The sequence below is a fragment of the Streptomyces sp. NPDC047853 genome (assembly GCF_043204535.1).
Taxonomy (GTDB): domain Bacteria; phylum Actinomycetota; class Actinomycetes; order Streptomycetales; family Streptomycetaceae; genus Streptomyces.
Map to the genome: position 1 here is coordinate 22370 of NZ_JBIDCI010000011.1, position 20713 is coordinate 43082.

Genomic DNA, 20713 nt, shown 5'->3' on the forward strand with positions numbered 1-20713 from the left:
CATGCTGGCCGCCTCCGTGGTGATGGTCCTCATCGCCGGGGCCCTGCTGCTGTACCGCATCTGGTACGGGCCGTCGATGCTGGACCGCGCCGTCGCCCTGGACGTGGCGGCGGCCCTCATCATCGCCGGCATCGGCGTCAAGGCCGCCCAGGACGGTGACTCCTTCTACTTCCCGGTGATGCTGGTGCTCGCCTTCCTGGGCTTCACGGGCTCCGTGGGCATCGCCCGGTTCATCGCCGTACGCGACCGGCCCTCGCTGCGGGCGGACGGCACGGAGGACCACCGGTGAGCGCCTGGGCCGAGGCCGCCGACCTGGTCGGGGCGGCGCTGCTGCTGCTCGGCTGCTTCCAGTGCCTGCTCGGTGTGATCGGGATGCTGCGCTTCCCCGACGTGCTCTCCCGCAGCCACGCCGCCACCAAGCCGCAGACCCTGGGCATCCTCCTGGTGCTGACCGGGGTGGCGCTGCGGCTGCGGCACGGCATCGATCTGGGCACCCTCGCGCTCATCGTGTTCTTCCAGTTCCTGACCAGCCCGGTCGCCTCGCACCTGGTGGCACGCTCCGCCTACCGCACCGGGCAGACCGGGTCCCGGGGCCTGCTGCGGGACGACCTCGACCCGCAGCTGAGCCCCGGGGAGCGGCCCGAGGACTAGCTCCGGACGCCGCTCAGAGCACGCAGCCCACGTGCGCCAGCGCCTGCTTGAGCAGCACCCCGTGCCCGCCGGGCATCTCGCTCTGCACCGCCGGGGACAGCGCCTCCTGGGGGCTGAACCACACCAGGTCCAGCGCGTCCTGGCGGGGCCGGCAGTCGCCGGTCACCGGCACGACGTAGGCGAGCGAGACCGCGTGCTGGCGGGGGTCGTGGTACGGCGTGACACCGTGCGTGGGGAAGTACTCGGCCACCGTGAAGGGCTGGAGCGAGGACGGCACCCGGGGCAGCGCCACCGGGCCGAGATCCTTCTCCAGGTGGCGCAGCAGGGCGTCCCGGACCCGCTCGTGGTGCAGCACCCGGCCGGAGACCAGCGTCCGGCTGACCGTCCCGTCCGGCCCGATGCGCAGGAGCAGGCCGACGCTCGTGACTTCTCCGCTGTCGTCGACGCGTACGGGCACGGCCTCGACGTACAGGATCGGCATGCGTGCGCGGGCCATCTCGAGCTCGTCGGTCGTCAGCCAGCCCGGCGTGGTTTCGGTCATGTCAGACATCGCTTGATCATACTTTCAGCCGTTCCTGCTTCCCGGGCGGCGCTCCGGGACTGTGACGGGTCCCACGCCGCTCAGCCGTCGTCGGCCGGGCCGCCGGGCAGCCGGTAGACCCGTCGGGCGTTGTCGCGCCCCGCCCAGCGCGCGAGGCGCAGCGCGTCCGGCAGGGACATCTCGTCGGCGTCCAGCCGTTCCTGGAGCAGTCCGGCCAGCCCCCGGCGGAAGGCCAGCGCTCCCAGGTGATGGAACTCGGCCAGTCCGTAGGCGTCGGAGCTGTACAGGAGCTTGCGGAAGGGGGTGATCTCCAGCGCCTCCGCCAGGACCGCGCCCGCACGGGCGGGGCCGACGTGGTGGAGGGTGAGCCCCACGTCGAGGTACACCTTCTCGAAGACCGCCGACAGATAGGCCGCCTGGCGCTGGTAGGGCCAGCAGTGCAGCAGCAGGACCGGGATCGTGCCGGCGGTCAGCCGGAGCCAGTCGGTGAGGCGGGCGGGGTCCGCGTGGTGCAGGCGGATGTCGCGGTCGCCGAAGCCGGTGTGCAGTTGCAGCGGCAGCCCCAGGTCCACCGCGGTCCACAGCAGGTGCCGCGCGAGCACCGGGTCGTCGAGCCGGCCGCCGCGGGCGAACCACCGCCGGGCGGCCTCGGTGACCCGCTCGGGCGAGGGGCGGGCCGGGTCCAGGTCGAAACCGGTGCGGTAGGCCGCCACCGACTTCACGCCGACGACGCCCGGTCGCGCCACCGCCTCCCCGGCGGCCGTGCGGAACGCCTCCGCGTACGCGTCCGGTTCGACGGGACGGGGTCGCTCTCGCTCACGTCTCGGCTCCTTCGCGCGTGCGCCGTCCGACGCGCACCATTGTGCCGTTCGGTGATCGTCCTGTCCGGGTTTCACCCGGGAAGCGCACATCGCGGGGGACCGGGCGGTGCACCGCGGAGCCCGGTGGCGGAGCCGGCTGTGCGGGGCGGTCAGTCCACGGGGGTGGGCTGCGGCGACGGGGTCCCGCCGTCCAGGACGGTCTTCAGCCGCTCGGTGCCCTGGCGCACCGCCTGCTCCACGGCGGACTCCTGGCCACCGTCCAGGCCGCCGCCGGTGACGGTGAGGGCCGAGGTGCCGACGCGCACGGCGGCGATGTCCAGGGTGAGCGTGGCCGGGTTGTCGGCGGCGTCCCCCTGCACCGTCACGCGCAGGCCCTGCCGGGCGTCGCCGGTCCCGGGCACCGACGCCTCGGTCACCTGGACCGTGCGCGTCCCGCCCGCGGAGCCGGTCGCGGTGAACTGGTCGCACGTGTCCGGCAGGGTGCCCATCCACTTCAGACGGGCGTCCAGTCCGGCGCGGTCGTAGCCGGCGACCTGCTCCAGCAGGCGGGAGTCGCCCTGCTCGAAGCCGGTGAGCGCCGACGGTCCGGACGGCTCGCCCAGCAGGCTGTCGCGGTAGAGCCCGTCGAGCAGTTCCTGGCAGTCCGTGGCGTCGGTCTTCGCGGTGAGGAAGTCGGACACGTCGACCTCGCCGACGAGGAGCCGGTCGCGCCACCTGTCCGCGTCCTGCACCTGGTTCCAGCCGCCCTCCAGGTCGGCCTCGGTGAGCAGGGCGGCCTTCGCACCGGACTCGGTGAGGGTGGCGAGGGAGGCACTGGCGGAGCCGGTGGGAGAGCCGGTGGGCGCCTGCTCCGCCCGGTCCCGCTCGGCGGCCCGGGCGGCGGCGGTGTCCGGGGCGGCTTCCGAGTCGCCTCCCCCGTCCGAGCACGCCGCTGTGGTCAGCAGCGCGCCCACCGCCAGGGCGGAGGCCAGGAGACGGACGGGGCGGGACGGACGACGGCTCATCGCGGGATGCCTCCTGGGACGGGGAACGGTGTCCTCAGCGCATCACCGCGCCCACGCGCGCACCAGCGCACGGGGCTGTCCGGGTGACCGTCCCGGAGCGGGACCCACCGCGGCGGCGACGGTGCGCGGGCCGACCCCGCACCGCGGTGGCCGACCCCGCACCGGTGTGCGCCCGTGTGCCGCCCCCGACGGCTCACCCGGCGCGGTCGAGGGCGTCCCGCAGGACGGCACGGTCCACCGACGCGCGGACGAGCGCCGCCGCGAGGACGGCGGGATCGGCCGGCCCCGCGAGGTCGAGCAGGCGGTCGGGATCGTCCGGCAGACCGAGCCGTTCCGCGCCCTGAAGGGCCTTGCGGTCCAGGTACGGAGCGGTCGCGGGCCAGACCCGCTGGACCTCGCGGAGGAAGATGTCCGCCCCGGTCGGGCCGATCCCGGGGAACTCCTGGAGCAGCCGCCGCACTTCGGGGACCTCGCCGCCCGCCTGCTCGCGCAGCCGGCGCAGATCCCCGCCCCACCGCTCGGTCAGCAGCTTGGCGGCCTCGCCGAGCTGGGTGGCGGTCCGCTCGTCGTAGCGCCGGTAGCCGCCGCGGCCGAGGGCGTCCACCCGCTCCTGCCAGTCGGCGTGGGCCATGCGGCGCGGGTCGCGCAGGCCCGCCTCGTGCAGGGCGCGGGCGGTCGCCACGGCGATCGAGCCGCGGATGCGGGCGCTGAGCAGATGGGCGAGGACCAGCAGCCGGTACAGCGGCTGAGGGGTGTCCCGCAGCCGGATGCCCGCCTCCTCGGCGTACGTCCGCCCGTGCGCGTCGAGGAGCTCACGCAGGACGCGCCCCGGGTCGCGGGTCACGGTCAGGGCTTGAGCGGGTCGTGACCGACCGTCATCAGCCGGTGCCGGAGCCCGGCGTCCTCGGCGCGGGGCTCGTTCTCCAGGTCGGCCTGCGCCGTCACGGTCTCCACGACCTCGGCCATGGCGCGGAGGTCGTCGTCCGTCAGGTCGGTGCGCCGTTTCTGCAGGATCGCCAGGACGTGCCGGCCGAGCGGCGGGCCGGCGTCGTCCGGCAGCGGCTCGGCCAGCTCGCCGGAGTCGCGTACCCGGAGCCAGTCCGCGAGTTCCGCGGAGGTCATGTTCACCACGCGGTGGAAGTCCTCCCACAGCGCGTCGAGTTCGAGGGCGTCGGCCATCAGGGCCCCTCATTCCGTCGTGCGTACGTGCGTACTCCGTGACCTTCCGCACGGAGCGGAGCGGAGCGGGGCGTCCGTCCCGGAGAGAAGGCACGGCCCGGCCGCTCCACGGGGCCGCGGGTGCCCGTGGGGCGGCCGGTGCAAACGCCGGTGCGTCCTCAGCGGGCGAGCACGTCGTCGAGGAAGCCCGTGAGGTCCGCGAAGACCTCGGCCCGGTTCGTCTCGTGGAACACCTCGTGCCGGGCCCCCGGACAGATCCGCACGGTCAGGTCACCGCCGCTGAGCGCTTCGACGCCGACCCGGCTGCCGGGCAGCGGCACCAGCCGGTCGTCGTCGCCGTGCACCCACAGCAGCGGGAGCCGCCCGACGTCGCCGCCCTCGGCCACGGTCGCGAGGGTCCGTACGAACGCCTCCAGGGTCGGCCGCTTCATCGGGCCGTGCCACACCAGCGGGTCCGCCGCGTACGCCGCTCCCACGGCGGGGTCGCGGGAGAGCGCGGCCGGGCTGATGGGGAGGTCGGGGATCTCGTCGTGGGCGAGCAGTCGGCGCGGCAGCTCCCAGTCGCCGATGACCGGCCCCGACAGCACCAGCGCGGTCAGCCCGCCGCCGTGGCGCTGGGCGTAGCGGGAGGCGATCAGGCCGCCCATGGAGTGGCCGATCATGACCACCGGCAGCCCCGGGTGAGCGGCCCTGGCCCGCTCCGCCACGGTGTGCACGTCGGTGACCACGTCCTCGAAGTCCTCGATCAGCACCCGTTCGCCGTCCGACCTCCCGTGCCCGGTGTGGTCGACGCCGTACACGGCCGCACCGTGCGCCGTCAGGACGCCCGCCACCTCGTCGTAGCGGCCGGCGTGCTCGCCGTACCCGTGCACCAGCAGCGCCACGTACCGCGGCGTCCCGGCGGCCCACTCGCGTGTGGCGAGCCGCCCCCGCGTGCCGGTCAGGACGTGCTCGCGGACCTCGGTCATGTCTCCTCCGGCCGGGTCGGTGAAGGTACCCGAGGATCTTCCCAGGGAGGGCGCCGACGGTCTATAGTCCAAAACTAGCAGTGCTAATTAACGGCCTCCGCGGCTCCCGCCTCCCGGGTCCAGCCGGGTGGAGGCCCGCCGGACGGTGGTGTACCGCCCGGCGACCGAGCGACGACGGTCAGGAGCTCTCGTGCGTCCCGTCCACTTCGCGGCCGCCCGCCGCACCCCGATAGGCAAGCTCCGCGGTGCCCTGTCCGGCGTGCGGCCCGACGATCTCGCGGCCACCGTGATCCGGGGCCTGATCGCCGACGTGCCCGCGCTCGACCCCGCCCGGATCGACGACGTCTACTGGGGCGCCGCCAACCAGGCCGGCGAGGACAACCGCAACGTCGCCCGGATGGCGGCCCTCCTGGCCGGCCTGCCCGAGAGCGTGCCCGGTGCCACGGTGAACCGCCTGTGCGCCTCCGGGCTGGAGGCCGTCACCACCGCCGCCCGCACCATCGCCGCGGGCGAGGCCGACATCGTGCTCGCGGGCGGCTCGGAGTCGATGAGCCGCGCCCCCTTCGTGCTGCCCCGCCCCGACGAGGCGCTGCCGCACCGCATCGAGACCGCCGACACCCGGCTCGGCTGGCGCCTGGTCAACCCCGCCATGAAGGAGCTGCACGGGCTGCTGGCCATGGGCGAGACCGCCGAGGAGGTCGCCGAGCGGTACGGGATCCCGCGCGACCGCCAGGACGAGTTCGCCCTGCGCAGCCACCGCCTGGCCGCCGAGGCCAGGAAGAACGGCCACTTCGAGGACGAGCTGCTCCCGGTCGAGCGCCCCGACGGCGTGATCGTCGACGCCGACGAGTGCGTCCGCGAGGACACCTCCGTGGAGAAGCTCGCCCGGCTCAAGCCGGTCTTCCGCCCCGGCGGCACCGTCACCGCGGGCAACGCCTCCCCGATGAACGACGGGGCCGCCGGTCTCCTCCTGGTCAGCGAGGAGGCACTGAACGAGCTGGGCCTGGAGTCCCTCGGCCGCTATGTCGCGGGCGGCTCGGCCGGCGTGCACCCGGACGTGATGGGCATCGGTCCGGTCCCCGCCACCCGCAAGGTCCTCGCTCGCGCCGGCTGGAGCGTCGACGACCTCGCGGAGGCCGAGTTCAACGAGGCGTTCGCCGCCCAGGCCCTCGCCTGCGTCGACCAGCTGGGCATCGACCCCGGCCTGGTCAACCCCAGCGGCGGCGCCATCGCGCTGGGCCACCCGCTCGGCTGCTCGGGCGCCCGCATCCTGACCACGCTGCTCCACCGCATGCGCCGCACGGGAGGAGCCCGCGGGCTCGCCACGATGTGCGTCGGCGTGGGGCAGGGCAGCGCGGTGCTCGTCGAACGGCACTAGGGCCTGTCCGGCCATTCGCGTCGTCGCCCCGAGGCAGGCGGGAATGGCCGGACGGGCCCGTACGCCACCCACCTCGCACAGCCGCAGCAAGGAACGGAGCAACACTCCATGGCAACCCTCTCCGTCGCCGCCGTCCTCGCCGAGAACGCCCGGCGCCGTCCCGAGAAGGAGGCGCTGGTCGAGGGCGACCTGCGGCTGACCTTCGCCGAGGTCTGGCGGCGGGCCCGGGCCCAGGCCGGCGCCCTCACCGGCCTGGGCGTGCGGCCGGGCGACCGGGTCGCGCTGATGGCGCCCAACACCGCCGAGTTCCCGCAGGCGTACTACGCGATCGCCGCGACCGGCGGCGTCGTCGTGCCGGTCCACCTGCTGCTGTCGGCGGGAGAGGTCGAGCACGTCCTGCGCGACAGCGGCGCCACGCTGCTGCTGTGCCACCCCGCCCAGGCGGAGACCGGAGCGGCCGCCGCGCGCGAGGCGGGCGTACGCATGGTTGCCCTCGGCGACGAGTTCGACAAGCTGGCGGCGGACGCCGAGCCGCTGCACTCGTACGTCACCCGGGACGCCGACGACCCGGCCGTCGTCTTCTACACGAGCGGCACCACCGGCGTGCCCAAGGGCGCGGTGCTCAGCCACTTCAACCTGGTCATGAACGCGACCGTCAACGCCTTCGACGCCAACGACATCCGGCCCGACGACGTCGCGCTCGGCGCGCTGCCGCTCTTCCACGCCTTCGGGCAGACGGTCTCCCTGAACTCCACCTGGCGCGCCGGAGCCACCCTCGTCCTGCTGCCGCGCTTCGACGCCGCGCGGGCGATCGAGCTGATGGTGAAGGAGAAGGTCAACACCTTCCATGGTGTGCCGACCATGTTCGTCGCCCTCGCCGCCGCCGCGGGCGGTGCCGACGCCCTGCCCGACCTGCGGGTGTGCGTCTCCGGTGGCGCCTCCCTGCCCGTCGCCGTGCTGGAGCGCTTCGAGGAGGCGTTCGGGGCGAAGATCTACGAGGGGTACGGGCTGTCGGAGACCTCCCCGGCGGCGGCCGTGAACCAGCCCGTGTTCGGCGCCCGGCCCGGCACCATCGGCCACCCCCTGTGGGGCGTGGACGTGGAGATCGCCCGCGCCGAGGTCGAGGGGCGGATCGAGCTGCTGCCGCCCGGGGAGCTGGGCGAGGTCGTCGTCCGCGGCCACAACGTGTTCTCCGGCTACCTGGGCCGGCCGGAGGCCACCGCCGAGGCGCTCGTCGACGGCTGGTTCCGCACCGGGGACCTCGGCACCAAGGACGACGAGGGGTTCCTCAGGATCGTCGACCGCAAGAAGGACGTCATCATCCGGGGCGGCTACAACGTCTACCCGCGGGAGGTCGAGGAGGTGCTGATGCGCCACCCCGGCATCGCACAGGTCGCCGTCATCGGGCTGCCGGACGAGCTGCACGGCGAGGAGGTGTGCGCCGTGGTCGTCCCCGCGCCGGACGCCGCCCGGGACGCCGACGGGATCACCGAGTGGTCCAAGCAGTACCTCGGCAGGTACAAGTACCCCCGCCGCGTGGAGTTCGCGGACGAGCTGCCGCTCGGCCCCAGCATGAAGGTGCTCAAGCGGGAACTGCGCGTGCGGTACGCGGCGGGCTAGACGGGCCGCCCCGCCCCGGACCCGTCGGAGGGCCGGGGCGGGGCGGGGTGCTCCGTGGCGCGCGGCGGGTCAGCCCCACGCGGGAGCGGCGAACATGCTGGCCGCGTTGTATCCCGAGTGCGGGTAGGTGGCGCCCCAGCCCACGGCCTCGGGCTGGCTGCGGGGGAAGTCGGCGGCCACCAGCGTCGCCAGGTCGAAGTAGGCCTCACGGGTGCGCGGCTTCAGCCGCTCCAGGTCGACCTCCGCGCCCGTGGCGAGGTGCTCGTCGAACGGGACCATGACCACGCCCCGGCAGCGGGCCCGGAAGTGGTCCAGGACGTCGTTCACCTTGACCCTCTTGCTCTTGTTGCGGGCCTCGGAGATCACCGTGATGCTCCGCTGCATCAGGTCCTCGTAGTGGTGGGCGTTGAGCCAGTCCAGGGTGGTGCTGGCGCTGGTGGCGCCGTCCACGGTCGGTGTGGCGACCACGATCAGCTGGTCGGCGTGGTCCAGGACGGCGCGCATCGCGCTGTGCAGCAGGCCCGTTCCCGAGTCGGTCAGGATGATCGGGTAGTGCTGCCCGAGGCAGCCGACCACCTGGCGGTAGTCCTCGTCGTCGAACGCGGTGGACAGGGTGGGGTCGGCCTCGTTGGCGAGGATCTCCAGGCCGCTCGGGGACTGGGAGGTGAACCGCCGGAGGGCCATGTAGTTGTCGATGGCCGGGATCTCGGCCACCAGGTCGCGGATCGTGGCATCGGTCTCCCGGCGTACCCGGCGGCTGAGGGTGCCCGCGTCCGGGTTCGCGTCGATGGCGACCACCCGGTCCTGGCGCTCGGTGGCGAGCATGGCGCCGAGGGCGGTCGTGGTGGTCGTCTTGCCCACACCACCCTTGAGGCTGATGACGGCGATCCTGTGGCATTTCATCACCGGAGTGCGGAGGACGGCCAGCTTCTGCTCGCGCTCCCGCTCCGCGGACCTGCCGAAGATCTTCAGCCGGCTGAGCCCTCGACGCTCGCCCGACCGGCCGCGCAGCAGGCGCTCGGAGGAGAGCTCGACCGAGGCGCTGTGACCGATACGGCCGGAGTCCGCGGGCGGCCAGAGCGCGGGGTTGTGGGGTGTCGGCGGACGCAGGTGCGGCGGCGCCGCGGAGGCGCCCTGCGGCAGGTGTGCCCGCCGCGCATCGGGGTTGGACAGGGGCTGCACGGCGGGCCCGGGCATGACGGGCGCCGAGGGGTGGTACTCCGTCGCACCGTGGTGCGGCACGGCCTGGTGGGCCACCGGGGCGCCGGGACCGGGCTCGGCCGGCCCGGCTCCCCGGGAACCGTCGGCGGCGTACGGACCGGGGGCCGGCCGGTGCGCGGCCGGGTCCGTCGGCGCCGTCTGCGCCCCGGGCGGCGGAGAGTGGTCGACGGAGATGTCGCGATCGGTGGTCACGATGAGTCCTTTCGAGAAGACGGTGAAGCCGACGGGCACCGGGTCGGTGACGCGCCGAGGATCGTGCCGGCCGGCCGGCGGCCCGGTGCGGCCACCGGCCCACATGCCTGGGGCCTCGGCGCGGCGCAGACCGCCGGCCGGAACGGGAGTGAGCGGGGAGCGGGCCGAGGCCAGGTCCCCGACCGGCGGTTCGGGCGAGCCGACGGTCAGCGGGCGGCCGGGACCGCGCCCGAACCGGTGCGTCCGGTGTCCCCGGGAGGTGAGCACGGGAGGCCCGACCGGTCCCGCGGGAAGGGCGAGCGGCTCGTGCTCCCCGCGGCACAGGGCGGCCGGGGTCGCGTCGTCCACCGCGGGGCGGACGAGCCGCGACGGCCCGGGCGGCGTGGTCAGGGCGATCGGCGGGTCGGCGCGGACGAGCGTGCCGTCCTCGGCGAACGTCAGCCCCATGGATATGAACTGCGCCGCCGTCAGGACCTGCTTGTCCCCCCGCCGGACGAGCGCCCCCGCGGGCACGGCCGCGGCCTCGTCGGCGCTGGGCCCGACCGGCATCGCGTACGCCGCACCGTGGAGCCGGCCGGCCCGCACGGCGTACTGGACGTCCGGTGGCACCTCGAGGCGGCTGCGCACGCGGAACCGGCCGGCCCTCAGGCTCTCCGACCGCTGCAACTGCACCTTCAACGGGCCCACGAACGTGTAGTTCTGTTGCTCGGCGTACTCGCGCAGTCTCTGGACCAGGTCCTCACCGATCATGACGAGGCACGCGCCGTACAGTTCGTGGTCACCCGGACTGAGCTCCACGATGAAGCCGTTGGGCGCGATGGTGGAGTCCCGGTTCCAGATCCTGGCGTTGACGTCGCATTCGCGTCGAAGCGCGCCGATGAACTCCATGGGCTGGACCGCGGACTGGAAAACCTTGGCGAAAGTGCCGTTGATCAGAGACTCGAAACGCTGCTCGATCCTGGTGAACGTTCTCACTGCGGCCTCCGGTGTGACGATCTGCCGCAATGCACTCAGAAGGGGCGAAGGAGTGGCAGATAATACGTATATAGCCACGCTGGGTAACCGGCCTCGGTGTGTCGCCGCATTTCACCGGATCGGTCGCACCGTCCTGTGTCCCACCGGTTCCGGACGCCCCGATCGGGTCCTCCGCGAGGGCCGGGGCCAGGCACCGGCCAGGTGCGCATAGCATCGATCATCGCCATGAACACGATGACACTGTGGAACCTGACCGGCTGGGAGTTCGCCGCGCTCGCCTTCGCCGCGCTGCTCGTCGGCTTCTCCAAGACCGCCGTGAGCGGGGCGAACACCGTCAGCCTCGCGATCTTCGCGATGGTCCTGCCCGCCCGCGCCTCGACCGGCATCCTGCTGCCGGTCCTGATCGCGGGCGACCTCCTGGCGGTCCTCACCTACCGGCGGCACGCGCACTGGCCCACGCTGTGGCGGCTGTTCCCGGCGGTCGGGGCCGGCGTGGTCGTCGGCACCGTCTTCCTCGTGTGGGCGAACGACGCGATCGTGCGGACGTCCATCGGCGCCATCCTCCTGCTGATGGCCGCCGTGACGGTGTGGCGCCGACGGCGGGCGGACCAGGCCGGGCAACCGGGCGAGGTCACCTCCAGGGCCGGCCGGACCAAAGCCCGCGCCTACGGCGTCCTGGGCGGCTTCACCACCATGGTGGCCAACGCGGGCGGGCCGGTGATGTCGATGTACCTGCTCTCCGCGGGCTTCAGGAAGCTCGGCTTCCTGGGAACGTCGGCGATCTTCTTCCTGATCGTCAATGTCGCCAAACTGCCCTTCAGCGCCGGCCTCGGCCTGATCGACGGCCGCTCGCTGCTGCTCGACGCCGCGCTCCTGGTGTTCGTGGTGCCCGGCGCCTTCCTCGGCACCTGGGCCGTGGGCAGGATCGACCAGGTCCTGTTCGAGCGCCTGGTGATCGCGGCGACCGTGCTGGGCGGCCTCCAACTGCTGCTGGGCTGACCCGTCGGCGTGGCGGGTGAGCGCCGGAGGACACCGTCCCGGCGCGCCGGTGGGTCGGGCGCCGCCGCGTCAGCGGGCCCCGGCGCCGACCGCCTGCCGCACCCGCTCGGGGAAGCCGTTGCCGAGGTCCTCGACCAGCAGGCGCTTGGCGATCGCGTCGAGCGCCACCCGCAGCTCCGCGTCCGAGGGACGGCCGATGTCCTGCTCCACCCGGTCCTCCAGCCAGGCCGACCAGGCCCGGCCGATCACCAGGGCCTCGCGGGCGCCCGCGTCGGTGTGGGACAGGAGCGAGCCGTGACGGGTCAGGAAACCCTCCTCGACCATGCGGTCGAAGACCGGCAGCAGCACCTCCGGCGGCATCCGGCGACGGGCCGCGATCAGACCGAGGCTCGCATGCCCGACCAGCCGAGTGAACAGCTCGACCTGCATGACGGCCCAGGCGCCGGCGACGTCCAGCCGGGTGTCGCTGCCGGCCACGATCCGGCGGGCGGTGTCCAGCTCCGTACGGCCGATGATCTTCCCCACGGCGGCCTCCAGCGCCCGCCTGCTGCTGGCGTCGTGCGGTGAGGCGAAGCCCTCGCCCAGGTCGGTGGAGCCCGCGCGGGCACTGTCGCGCAACTGGACCTGCTTGAGGAACAGGGCGACGAGGAGACCGAGGGCCGCGACCGGGACCGTCCACAGGAACACGGTCTGGATGGTGTCCGCGTACGCGCCGACGATCGGCGCCGAGGCCTCCGACGGCAGCCGGTGCACGCCTTCCGGACTGCTCGCCGCCCCGCTGATCACGGTCGGATCCGCGGCCCCGGTCCGCGCCGCCTCCGACACGCCGTCGCGCAGGTTGGGACCGAGCGCGTTGGCGTAGATCGTGCCGAAGACGGCGGTGCCGAAGGAACTGCCCAGCGTGCGGAAGAAGGTGACGCCGGAGGTCGCGGTGCCGAGGTCGGAGTAGTCGACGGTGTTCTGCACGGCGATGGTCAGCACCTGCATGGACAGGCCGATGCCCGTGCCCAGCACGAACATGAACAGCGACTCCAGCCAGGCGCCCGTGGACGGCCCCATCAGCGACATCAGGTACAGACCGACGCCCATCACCAGGGTGCCCGCGATCGGGAACAGCCGGTACCGCCCGGTCCTGCTGACCACGCTCCCGCTGAAGACCGACGCGATCAGCAGCCCGGCCACCATCGGCAGCGTCCGCACGCCCGAGACGGTGGCCGAGTCGCCGTCGACGTACTGGAGGTAGGTCGGCAGGTACGTCAGCGCGCCGAGCATCGCGAAACCCACGATGAAGCTGAGGATCGAGCAGACGCGGAACACCGGATTGCCGAACAGCCGCATCGGCAGCATCGGCTCGGCCGCCCGGGTCTCCGCCCAGCAGAACAGCCCCAGCGCGAGCAGACCCCCCGCGAACAGGCCGATGATCACGACCGAGCCCCACCCGTACTCGTTGCCGCCCCAGCTGGTCGCCAGGATCAGCGCGCTCGCGCCGACCGCCACCAGCGCGATGCCCAGGTAGTCGATGACGGGCCGGGCGGCCGACTTCACGACCGGGATGGTGCGGGCGGCGGCGATGACGACGACGATCGCGATGGGCACGTTCACGTAGAAGGCCCAGCGCCAGGAGAGGTGGTCGGTGAAGAGCCCGCCCAGCAGCGGGCCGACCACCGTGGCCACGCCGAACACCGCGCCGATGGCGCCCTGGTACTTGCCGCGCTCCCGCAGCGGGATGACGTCCGCGATCAGCGCCATCGACGTCACCATGAGCCCGCCCGCGCCGACGCCCTGCATCGCGCGCCAGAGGATGAGCAGCGGCATGCTCGTGGCCAGCCCGCACAGGAACGAGCCCGTGATGAACACGACCGCCGAGACCTGGAAGACGACCTTGCGGCCGAACATGTCGCCGAACTTGCCGACCAGTACCGTCGCCACGGTCTCCGCGAGCAGGTACGAGGTCACCACCCACGACATGTGCTCGCCGCCGCCCAGGTCCGACACGATCGTCGGCAGCGCGGTGCCGACGATCGTCTGGTCCAGGGCCGCGAGCAGCATGCCCAGCATGATCGTGACGAAGACGACGTTGCGGCGGCGCCGGTCCAGCACGGGCGGCTGGGCGGTGGCGGTCGGTGGCGTTCCCTCGGCGACTGTCACACGGTCACGATCACACCGGTGCAGCGGCCACGCATGCGGGGGCGGTCCGCCCGGGTGCGCGGCTCCACCGGGGACCGGCCCCCCCCCGGCTAGCCGTCGCCCGGGTTGCGGCGCAGCAGGTACGTGTCCATGATCCAGCCCTTGCGCTCCCGGGCCTCGGCCCGCAACCGCTCGATGCGGGGCCCGGCCTCGGCGATCGGACCGGAGGCCAGGATCTCGTCCGGGGTGCCCAGATAGGCGCCCCAGTAGAGGTCGATGTCCTGGTCCGCGTACCGCCGGAAGGCCTGGTGGGCGTCGAGCATCACCACCACGTCGTCCACGCCCTCCGGGAAGCCCTCCGCGAGTCGCCGCCCGGTGGTGATCTGCACCGGCCGCGCCACCCGGTTCAGCCCGGTCCGGTGCCGGGCGACGAGTGCGGAGACGCTGCTGATGCCCGGCACGACGTCGTACTCGAAGGCGACCTCACCGCGCTCCAGGATCTCCTCCAGGATGCCCAGCGTGCTGTCGTACAGCGCGGGGTCGCCCCAGACCAGGAACGCGCCGCTCTCGTCCTCGCCCAACTCCTCGGCGATCAGCCGCGCGTAGACGTCGGCCCGGGCGCCGCGCCAGTCCCCGACGGCCGGGGAGTACGCCGCGCCGCCCGCCTCCCGGTCCCGCTCGGGGTCGCGTGCCTCGACGATCCGGTACGTCCCCCGCGCCAGGTGCGTCTCCAGCATGTCCCGGCGCGCCCGCACCAGGTCGGCCTTCACCTCGCCCTTGTCCAGGACGAAGAAGACGTCCGTGGCCCGCAGCGCCCTGACCGCCTGAAGGGTCAGCTGGTCGGGGTCGCCCGCACCGATACCGATCACGTGAATGGTCCGCACGCCACGAGTCTGCCGTACGCCGGCCGCGACGCTCCGGCCGCCCGGGCCCGGTCCTGTGCCGCTTGCGCCCGGCCGCCCTCTCAGCCCCGCAGCCGGGGCGCCCGCGCCCCCGCGTCCACGGCGACGCCGCCCTCCACGTCCCCCGCCAGCCGCCGGGCCCAGTCGGCGACTTCGCCCAGGTCGATCCCGTACGGCCGCCGCTGCCCGGACGCCGAGGCCGACCAGTCCGTCACCGCCCCGGCCCCGCGGCGCAGCAGCCTGGCCCCGCCGGTGGCATTGCCGCGGGCCGCGTGCGTGAGGCCGACGGCCAGCTGGGCCAGCCCCCGCCACAGCTCCCGCTCCGCCTTGGGCCCCGACTTCCAGGCGTCCTCGAAGACCTCGTGCGCGTGGAACGGCTTCCCCTCGTCCAGCAGCCGCTGTGCCTGCGCCACCGTCTCCTCGGGCGCCCGTACCACCCCCTCGGGCTGGCGGGGGACGCCGTCCGCGCCGTACGGCAGCGGGCGTCCCAGCCCGTCCCGCGGCCTCGCGTTGCGCGCGCGGCCCTCGTCGTCGCGGTCCCGGGCGCCCACGGGCCGGTCCGGGGCCGTGCTGTCCATGGAGCTGTCGGCAGGACTGTTCATGGGTCCGATTGTCCCCCGGTCCAGCCCGCTTAGGCGTGCCCCGGAGTGTGGGGTAAAGTGCAGTCCGCGTGATCGCGCGGTTCGCCGTGCGTGAGCACACCGGGACGTGGCGCAGCTTGGTAGCGCACTTGACTGGGGGTCAAGGGGTCGCAGGTTCAAATCCTGTCGTCCCGACTCGAGAGAGTCGCTGGTGAGAGGCTGTTCCAGAGGAATCTGGGACGGCCTCTCAGCTGTTTCGGGGCCGGTGCCCCGCCGTTCACCGACTGGGGTGAGCCCCGGCGGCCACGAGCAGGTCGACCGTCTCCGGGTACGGCCCTCTCGACGCCCAGTCGAGCGGCGCGAGGCCGGTGCCGTGGTCCTCCCGGAGATCGGGGTCGGCGCCTCCTTCGAGGAGCGCGCGCACGGCTTCGGTGTGTCCCCAGGCGGCCGCCCCGCACAGGGGCGTGCCCTCCGAGCCGATCCCGCTCTCCGTGTCGGGGAAGGCGCCCGCCGCCAGCAGCACGCGGACGATGTCGGCGGTGCCGTTCACGGAGGCCAGGTACAGCGGAGTGGAGCCCGCGGTGTCCGTCGTCTCGGCCGGAGCCCCGGCCCGCAGCGCCGCTCGCACCCCCGCGAGGTCGCCGACCAGTGCGGCGACGACGAGCCGCCGGGACAGCTTCTTGCGACGTCGCCTGGTCACGGGGCCACCACGACCGGCGGCTCGCCGCGGGGCAGGGTGAGGGCGGCGCGCAGCGCGGAGGCCTCCCGGGAGCCGATGCGGTCGGCCAGGACCTCCTCGACGACGGCGAGGGTCGCCTGCGCGCGCCGGTGGACGCGGGCCCCCTCCGCGGTGATGCGGATCAGACGGTTGCGTGCGGAAGTCGGGTCGGGGACCTGTTCGAGCAGCCCCAGCGCGAGCAGTCCGTGTACGGCCTGGTGGGCGGTCTGGCGGGTGACGCCGAGACGCCGGGCCAGTTCGGCGACCGTGGTGCCCTGCGCGTCCAGGAGGGCGAAGACCTGACCCTGGGCGCTGCTCAGCGGCTGCTCGCCCGCCGCCCGCATGCTCGCCGTCAGGGCGTCGTCGAACCAGCGCCTGGCTCCGGCCAGCAGCAGGGGCAGGTTCCGCACCGCTTCCTCGGGTGCGTCGGGTTGCTCGGCTCGCTCGGCTCGCGTCATGGCTCCTCGGACGTCTCGGCCCCGAGCATACGGCGCGGCCGCGCGGAGCCCTCGACCTTTTTCCTGCGGGGGGCCGATCGGCCTCTTGGTCGTCAGGTAGCCTGACGTTGCGGCGTCAGGTTGCCTGACGCTTCCGTCCTGTGCCGCGTCGAGCCGGAGGCTTCCATGACCATCGAATTCGCCAGGCGCTCCCCCTCCCTCATTCCCGCCGAACCGGGCACGCCGTACTTCATCGACAAGGGCATGGGCGACCGCGCCCACCTCTTCGGTGACCTCGTCACCGTCTACGCGGGCGGCCCGCAGACCGAGAACACCTTCAACTTCTTCACCTGCGAGGGCCCCAAGGGCGACATCATCCCGGCCCACTCGCACCCCGAGACCTACGAGGTCTTCTTCGTCACGCAGGGCGCGGTCCGCCTGTTCGTGGAGGACCTGCGGGGCGAGCAGGAGGAGCGGCTGCTCACCGCCGGCGACTTCGGCTTCGTACCGAAGAACTGCCCGCACGCCTACCGCATCGAGCGCCACCACAGCCAGATCGTCGGTGTCGCGGCCGGTCCCGGCGGCACCTTCGAGCGGTTCTTCGAGACCCTCGGCACCGCCACCGACGAACTCGGCCTCCCACAGCGCCCGTTCGTACCCGAACCGCACCGGTTCGCCGCCGTGCCGCGGCAGTACGACGTGACCTTCCTGCCCGACCACCGGTGGCACACGGGAAGCTGAACCCGCGGTGGCGTACGGGCCCGGCTAACCGCGCACCAGCAGCTGGAAGTCGAACGAATAGCACGACGCCCGGTAGAGGTGGGTGCCGTACTCGACCGGCCGTCCGGTGTCGTCGTACGCCGTACGCCGCATGGTCAGCAGCGCGGCGCCCTCCTCCTCGTCGAGACGTGCCGCCTCCTCCCGGCCGGCGGTGCGGGCGCCGACGGTCTGGCGGGCGCTGTGCAGGGTGATGCCGCGGGCGCGCATCATCCGGTACAGGCCGGTCGACTCCAGCCGGGCGGTGTCCAGGTCCAGCAGCGCGGCCGGCAGGTGGTTGCACAGCAGGGCCACCGGCCGGCCGTGGGTGAGGCGCAGCCGCTCCACCACGGTGACCTCGGTGCCCTCCGGGACGCCGAGGGCCGCCGCCACGTCGGGGCCGGCCGGGACGCCCTCGTTGCGCAGCACCCGCGTGGAGGGCCCCTGCCCGGCCGCCGACAAGTCGTCGTAGAGGCTGCTCAGCTCCATTGGCCGCCTGACCTGGCTGTGCACCACCTGGGTGCCGACCCCGCGCCGCCGGACCAGGAGTCCCTTGTCGACCAGGGACTGGATGGCCTGGCGGACGGTCGGCCTGGACAGGCCGAGGCGGACGGACAGGTCGACCTCGTTGCCCAGGAGGTTCCCCGGGGCGAGGGCGCCGTGCGCTATCGCCGCCTCCAGCTGCTGGGCGAGCTGGTGGTAGAGGGGCACGGGGCTGCCGCGGTCCAGGGTGAAGTCCAGGGCGCCGAGCGCGGAGGCGGTCACGGCTCGCGCGTGGTCGCCGGTTCTCGCCATGGACGTACCTCCCATGAGTGGGTGACGGGCGGTCAGAGGTGGTGGCGGCGGTCGGCGACGGCCCGCTCGTACTGCGCGCGGGCGTCGGTGGCCGGCCCGCGGGCGGACACCTCGGCCACCGGCACGTCCCACCAGGCCTCCGCCGGGGGAGCGGTCGGCGTCGGATCGGTCTCGACGTGGACGCAGGTCGGGCGGGTCGCGGCACGGGCCGCCGCCAGCGCCTCGCGCAGCTCGCGGACCGTCTTGGCGCGCAGCACCTCCATGCCCAGGCTGGCCGCGTTGGCGGCGAGGTCGACGGGGAGCGGGGCACCGGTGAAGGTGCCGTCGGCGGCGCGGTGGCGGTAGTCGGTGCCGAAGCGCTCGGCGCCCACCGACTCGGAGAGGCCGCCGATGGAGGCGTAGCCGTGGTTCTGGACCAGGACCAGCTTGACCGGCAGGTTCTCCTGCACCGCCGTCACGATCTCCGTCGGGTTCATCAGGTAGGTGCCGTCGCCGACCAGGGCCCACACGCGGGTGCCGGGCGCGGCCTGCTGGACGCCCAGCGCGGCCGGGATCTCGTAGCCCATGCACGAGTAGCCGTACTCCAGGTGGTACTGGCGCGGGGACCGGGCGCGCCACAGCTTGTGCAGGTCGCCCGGCAGCGAACCGGCCGCGTTGATCACCACGTCCGTGTCGCCGACCACCGCGTCCAGCGCGCCCAGCACCTGCGTCTGGGTCGGTACGGCGCCGTCGTCGTCCGCGCGGAAGGCCGACCCGACCGTCTCGTCCCAACGGCTCTTGCCCACCCGGTACTCGGCCTCGTACGCCGCGTCGACCCGGTACGCGGCCAGTTCCCCGGCCAGCGCCGTGAGCCCCGCCCGCGCGTCGCAGACCAGGGTGTCGGCGGCGAGCTTGTGGGCGTCGAAGGCCGTGATGTTGAGGTTCAGGAAACGCACGTCCGGTCGCTGGAAGAGGGTGCCCGAGGCCGTGGTGAAGTCGGAGTAGCGGGTGCCGACGCCGATCACGAGGTCGGCGGTGCGGGCGAGGCCGTCGCTGACGGCGGTGCCCGTGTGGCCGATGCCGCCCAGGTCGGCCGGGTGGTCGTGGGGCAGCGCGCCCTTGCCGGCCTGGGTGGAGGCGACCGGGATGCCGGTGGCGTCCACAAGTGACCGCAGCGCCTCCTCGGCCCGGCTGTGGTGGACGCCGCCGCCCGCGACGATCAGCGGGCGACCGGCGGCGCGGATCGCCCGCACCGCCCCGGCCAGCTCCACCGGGTCGGGCACCGGGCGCCGCACCTGCCAGACCCGGTCCGCGAAGAACTCCTCCGGCCAGTCGTACGCCTCCACCTGCACGTCCTGGGGCAGCGCCAGGGTGACCGCGCCGGTCTCCGCCGGGTCGGCGAGCACCCGCATCGCCCGCAGCGCCGAGGCGATCAGGGCCTCGGGGCGGCTGATCCGGTCGAAGTACCGGGAGACGGGGCGCAGGGTGTCGTTGACGGACACGTCCGCCTCGGTCGGGTGCTCCAGCTGCTGGAGCAGGGGGTCGGCGGCGTGCGAGGCGAAGTAGTCGCCGGGGAGGAGGAGGACCGGGATGCGGTTGATCGTGGCGAGGGCGGCGCCGGTGACCAGGTTGGTGGCGCCCGGGCCGATCGACGTCGTCACCGCCTGTGCGGACAGGCGGTCGAGGTGCCGCGCGTACCCGACGGCCGCGTGCACCATGGCCTGCTCGTTGCGGCCCTGGTGGTACGGCATCGCGGGAGCCGTCCCCCCGTCGGGCACGGTGGCGTGCTCGACGAGGGCCTCGCCCAGACCCGCCACGTTGCCGTGGCCGAAGATGCCCCAGCAGCCCGCGATCAGGCGGTGCCGCACGCCGTCGCGTTCGGTGTACTGGGCGGCCAGGAAGCGCACCAGGGCCTGGGCGGTGGTCAGTCGGCGGGTGGGGGCGCTCATGCGGACCTCTCCGGTGCGGTGTAGAGGGGGAGCCGGGGGTCGACGGGGCGGTCCGGCCAGGTGTCGCGGATCCAGGCGTGGTCGGGGTGGTCGCAGATCAGCCAGGCACGTTCGGCCTCGGGGCCCGCCATGACGTTGAGGTAGTACATGTCGTGACCGGGGACGGCCATCGACGGTCCGTGCCATCCGTCGGGGATGAGGACGACGTCCCCGTCGCGCACCTCGGCCAGCACGTCCGTGCCCCGCCCCCGCCCGGACGGGGAGACCCGCTGGTAGCCGAGGCCCGGGGTGCCGTCGTGGCCGGCGAACTCGAAGTAGTAGATCTCCTCCAGCACCGACTCCTCGCCGGGGCGGTGCTCGTCGTGCTTGTGCGGCGGGAAGGAGGACCAGTTGCCGCCCGGTGTGAGCACCTCGACCGCGATCAGCCGGTCGCACTCGAACACCCCCGCCGCGCCGAAGTTGTTGACCTGCCGCGAGCAGTTCCCGGTGCCCCGCAGTTCGACCGGCACCGACGAGGCCGGGCCGTACCGCGCGGGCAGACGGCGCGTGCAGCGGGCTCCGGTGAGCGCGAACCGGCCACCGCCCGTGGAGGTCACGGTCGTACGGGCGTCCCGCGGCACGTAGGCGAAGTCGCTCACGCCGCTGAACACGTCGGTGCGGCCGGTGAGTTCGAAGGTCTCCTGGCCGAAGTCGTCGGCCGTGGCGACCGTGCAGCCGCCGCTGAGGGGGAGCACGATCCACTCGCTGTCGCCGCTGTCGAAGGTGTGGGCGCCGCCGGGCGGCAGGTGCAGCACGCGCAGGCCGGCGTGGTCCCAGCCGGCCCTCTCGGGCGTCAGGTCCACGGCGCAGTCGGCGCTCGCGGCCCGGCCGGCCGGCAGGTGGTACGTCATCTCCGCGTCCTCTCCTCGGTTCCCTCGGGC

20 protein-coding genes, 1 tRNA gene and 1 pseudogene are annotated in these 20713 nt (G+C 73.7%); 7 read left to right on the forward strand and 15 right to left on the reverse strand.

The genetic code is table 11. The features are described 5' to 3' along the window. Position 1: 1 nt before the first annotated feature. On the forward strand, positions 2-289 hold the full coding sequence (locus tag ACGF5T_RS21115; protein ID WP_392888920.1) for a monovalent cation/H+ antiporter complex subunit F: 288 nt from the start codon (positions 2-4) through the stop codon (positions 287-289). After that, the gene (mnhG, locus tag ACGF5T_RS21120; RefSeq protein ID WP_356611896.1) at positions 286-651 is read left to right on the forward strand and encodes a monovalent cation/H(+) antiporter subunit G; all 366 of its coding nucleotides are present in this window, start codon (positions 286-288) and stop codon (positions 649-651) included. Before ACGF5T_RS21115 ends, mnhG begins: the two co-directional genes overlap by 4 nt. 13 nt (positions 652-664) lie before the next feature. Here the strand turns inward: mnhG and ACGF5T_RS21125 are convergent, their stop codons facing one another. The 6 genes and pseudogenes from ACGF5T_RS21125 to ACGF5T_RS21150 all read right to left on the reverse strand — a co-directional run bounded on the left by ACGF5T_RS21125 (position 665) and on the right by ACGF5T_RS21150 (position 5164). Then, positions 665-1192, reverse strand: coding sequence for an NUDIX hydrolase family protein (locus ACGF5T_RS21125; RefSeq protein WP_053140042.1), 528 nt, complete (start codon positions 1190-1192; stop codon positions 665-667). Positions 1193-1272: 80 nt separating this feature from the next. Further along, positions 1273-1995, reverse strand: a pseudogene (locus ACGF5T_RS21130) (amidohydrolase family protein); the annotation flags it as partial. A 167-nt stretch (positions 1996-2162) separates the two neighbouring features. Continuing rightward, positions 2163-3017 (reverse strand): hypothetical protein, encoded by an 855-nt coding sequence (locus ACGF5T_RS21135; protein ID WP_366768152.1) that lies wholly within the window; start codon positions 3015-3017, stop codon positions 2163-2165. A 193-nt stretch (positions 3018-3210) separates the two neighbouring features. Further along, complete coding sequence (locus ACGF5T_RS21140) at positions 3211-3861, reverse strand: endonuclease (RefSeq protein WP_366768151.1); 651 nt, start codon at positions 3859-3861, stop codon at positions 3211-3213. 2 nt (positions 3862-3863) lie between these two features. After that, a complete protein-coding gene (locus ACGF5T_RS21145) occupies positions 3864-4196 on the reverse strand; it encodes a DUF3140 domain-containing protein (RefSeq protein WP_356611891.1) in 333 nt (110 codons plus the stop codon). A 158-nt stretch (positions 4197-4354) separates the two neighbouring features. Then, on the reverse strand, positions 4355-5164 hold the full coding sequence (locus ACGF5T_RS21150) for a lysophospholipase (protein ID WP_361018119.1): 810 nt from the start codon (positions 5162-5164) through the stop codon (positions 4355-4357). 190 nt (positions 5165-5354) lie between these two features. On the opposite strand from ACGF5T_RS21150, the gene ACGF5T_RS21155 reads away from it, so the two are divergent. Both ACGF5T_RS21155 and ACGF5T_RS21160 read left to right on the forward strand, forming a co-directional pair. After that, positions 5355-6542, forward strand: a complete 1188-nt coding sequence (locus ACGF5T_RS21155) for a thiolase family protein (protein ID WP_356611887.1) — start codon at positions 5355-5357, stop codon at positions 6540-6542. A gap of 108 nt (positions 6543-6650) precedes the next feature. Continuing rightward, positions 6651-8162, forward strand: a complete 1512-nt coding sequence (locus ACGF5T_RS21160) for a long-chain fatty acid--CoA ligase (protein ID WP_361018122.1) — start codon at positions 6651-6653, stop codon at positions 8160-8162. A gap of 69 nt (positions 8163-8231) precedes the next feature. Here the strand turns inward: ACGF5T_RS21160 and ACGF5T_RS21165 are convergent, their stop codons facing one another. Further along, complete coding sequence (locus ACGF5T_RS21165) at positions 8232-10550, reverse strand: FhaA domain-containing protein (protein ID WP_366768150.1); 2319 nt, start codon at positions 10548-10550, stop codon at positions 8232-8234. A 225-nt stretch (positions 10551-10775) separates the two neighbouring features. On the opposite strand from ACGF5T_RS21165, the gene ACGF5T_RS21170 reads away from it, so the two are divergent. Continuing rightward, entirely contained in the window at positions 10776-11549 is a 774-nt protein-coding gene (locus tag ACGF5T_RS21170) for a sulfite exporter TauE/SafE family protein (RefSeq protein ID WP_356611881.1), read from the forward strand. 69 nt (positions 11550-11618) lie between these two features. Here ACGF5T_RS21170 and ACGF5T_RS21175 read toward each other — a convergent pair whose 3' ends face one another. The 3 genes from ACGF5T_RS21175 to ACGF5T_RS21185 form a co-directional block, all read right to left on the reverse strand. After that, complete coding sequence (locus ACGF5T_RS21175) at positions 11619-13697, reverse strand: MDR family MFS transporter (protein ID WP_356611879.1); 2079 nt, start codon at positions 13695-13697, stop codon at positions 11619-11621. An 89-nt stretch (positions 13698-13786) separates the two neighbouring features. Beyond that, the gene (gene cobF, locus ACGF5T_RS21180; protein ID WP_366768148.1) at positions 13787-14560 is read right to left on the reverse strand and encodes a precorrin-6A synthase (deacetylating); all 774 of its coding nucleotides are present in this window, start codon (positions 14558-14560) and stop codon (positions 13787-13789) included. An 80-nt stretch (positions 14561-14640) separates the two neighbouring features. Beyond that, positions 14641-15180, reverse strand: coding sequence for a DUF309 domain-containing protein (locus ACGF5T_RS21185; protein ID WP_366768147.1), 540 nt, complete (start codon positions 15178-15180; stop codon positions 14641-14643). 100 nt (positions 15181-15280) lie between these two features. Between ACGF5T_RS21185 and ACGF5T_RS21190 the strand changes: the two genes are divergently transcribed. Then, a tRNA-Pro gene (locus ACGF5T_RS21190) sits at positions 15281-15354 on the forward strand. Positions 15355-15436: 82 nt separating this feature from the next. Here the strand turns inward: ACGF5T_RS21190 and ACGF5T_RS21195 are convergent. Then, the gene (locus tag ACGF5T_RS21195; RefSeq protein WP_356611873.1) at positions 15437-15859 is read right to left on the reverse strand and encodes an ankyrin repeat domain-containing protein; all 423 of its coding nucleotides are present in this window, start codon (positions 15857-15859) and stop codon (positions 15437-15439) included. Beyond that, entirely contained in the window at positions 15856-16335 is a 480-nt protein-coding gene (locus ACGF5T_RS21200; RefSeq protein WP_366768146.1) for a MarR family winged helix-turn-helix transcriptional regulator, read from the reverse strand. The genes ACGF5T_RS21195 and ACGF5T_RS21200 overlap by 4 nt, the downstream gene beginning before the upstream one ends. 165 nt (positions 16336-16500) lie before the next feature. Between ACGF5T_RS21200 and ACGF5T_RS21205 the strand changes: the two genes are divergently transcribed. Further along, on the forward strand, positions 16501-17055 hold the full coding sequence (locus ACGF5T_RS21205; RefSeq protein WP_356611869.1) for a quercetin 2,3-dioxygenase: 555 nt from the start codon (positions 16501-16503) through the stop codon (positions 17053-17055). A 24-nt stretch (positions 17056-17079) separates the two neighbouring features. Here the strand turns inward: ACGF5T_RS21205 and ACGF5T_RS21210 are convergent, their stop codons facing one another. From ACGF5T_RS21210 to iolB, 3 genes are read right to left on the reverse strand one after another with little or no spacing between them, the layout of a single operon-like run. Then, positions 17080-17865 carry a GntR family transcriptional regulator gene (locus tag ACGF5T_RS21210; protein WP_356611868.1) on the reverse strand — a complete coding sequence of 262 codons (786 nt, stop codon included), beginning with the start codon at positions 17863-17865 and terminating at the stop codon, positions 17080-17082. Between the two features lie 32 nt (positions 17866-17897). Then, positions 17898-19793 carry a 3D-(3,5/4)-trihydroxycyclohexane-1,2-dione acylhydrolase (decyclizing) gene (gene iolD, locus ACGF5T_RS21215; RefSeq protein ID WP_356611866.1) on the reverse strand — a complete coding sequence of 632 codons (1896 nt, stop codon included), beginning with the start codon at positions 19791-19793 and terminating at the stop codon, positions 17898-17900. Next, a complete protein-coding gene (gene iolB, locus ACGF5T_RS21220) occupies positions 19790-20683 on the reverse strand; it encodes a 5-deoxy-glucuronate isomerase (protein ID WP_366768145.1) in 894 nt (297 codons plus the stop codon). The genes iolD and iolB overlap by 4 nt, the downstream gene beginning before the upstream one ends. Between the last annotated feature and the right edge of the window lie 30 nt (positions 20684-20713).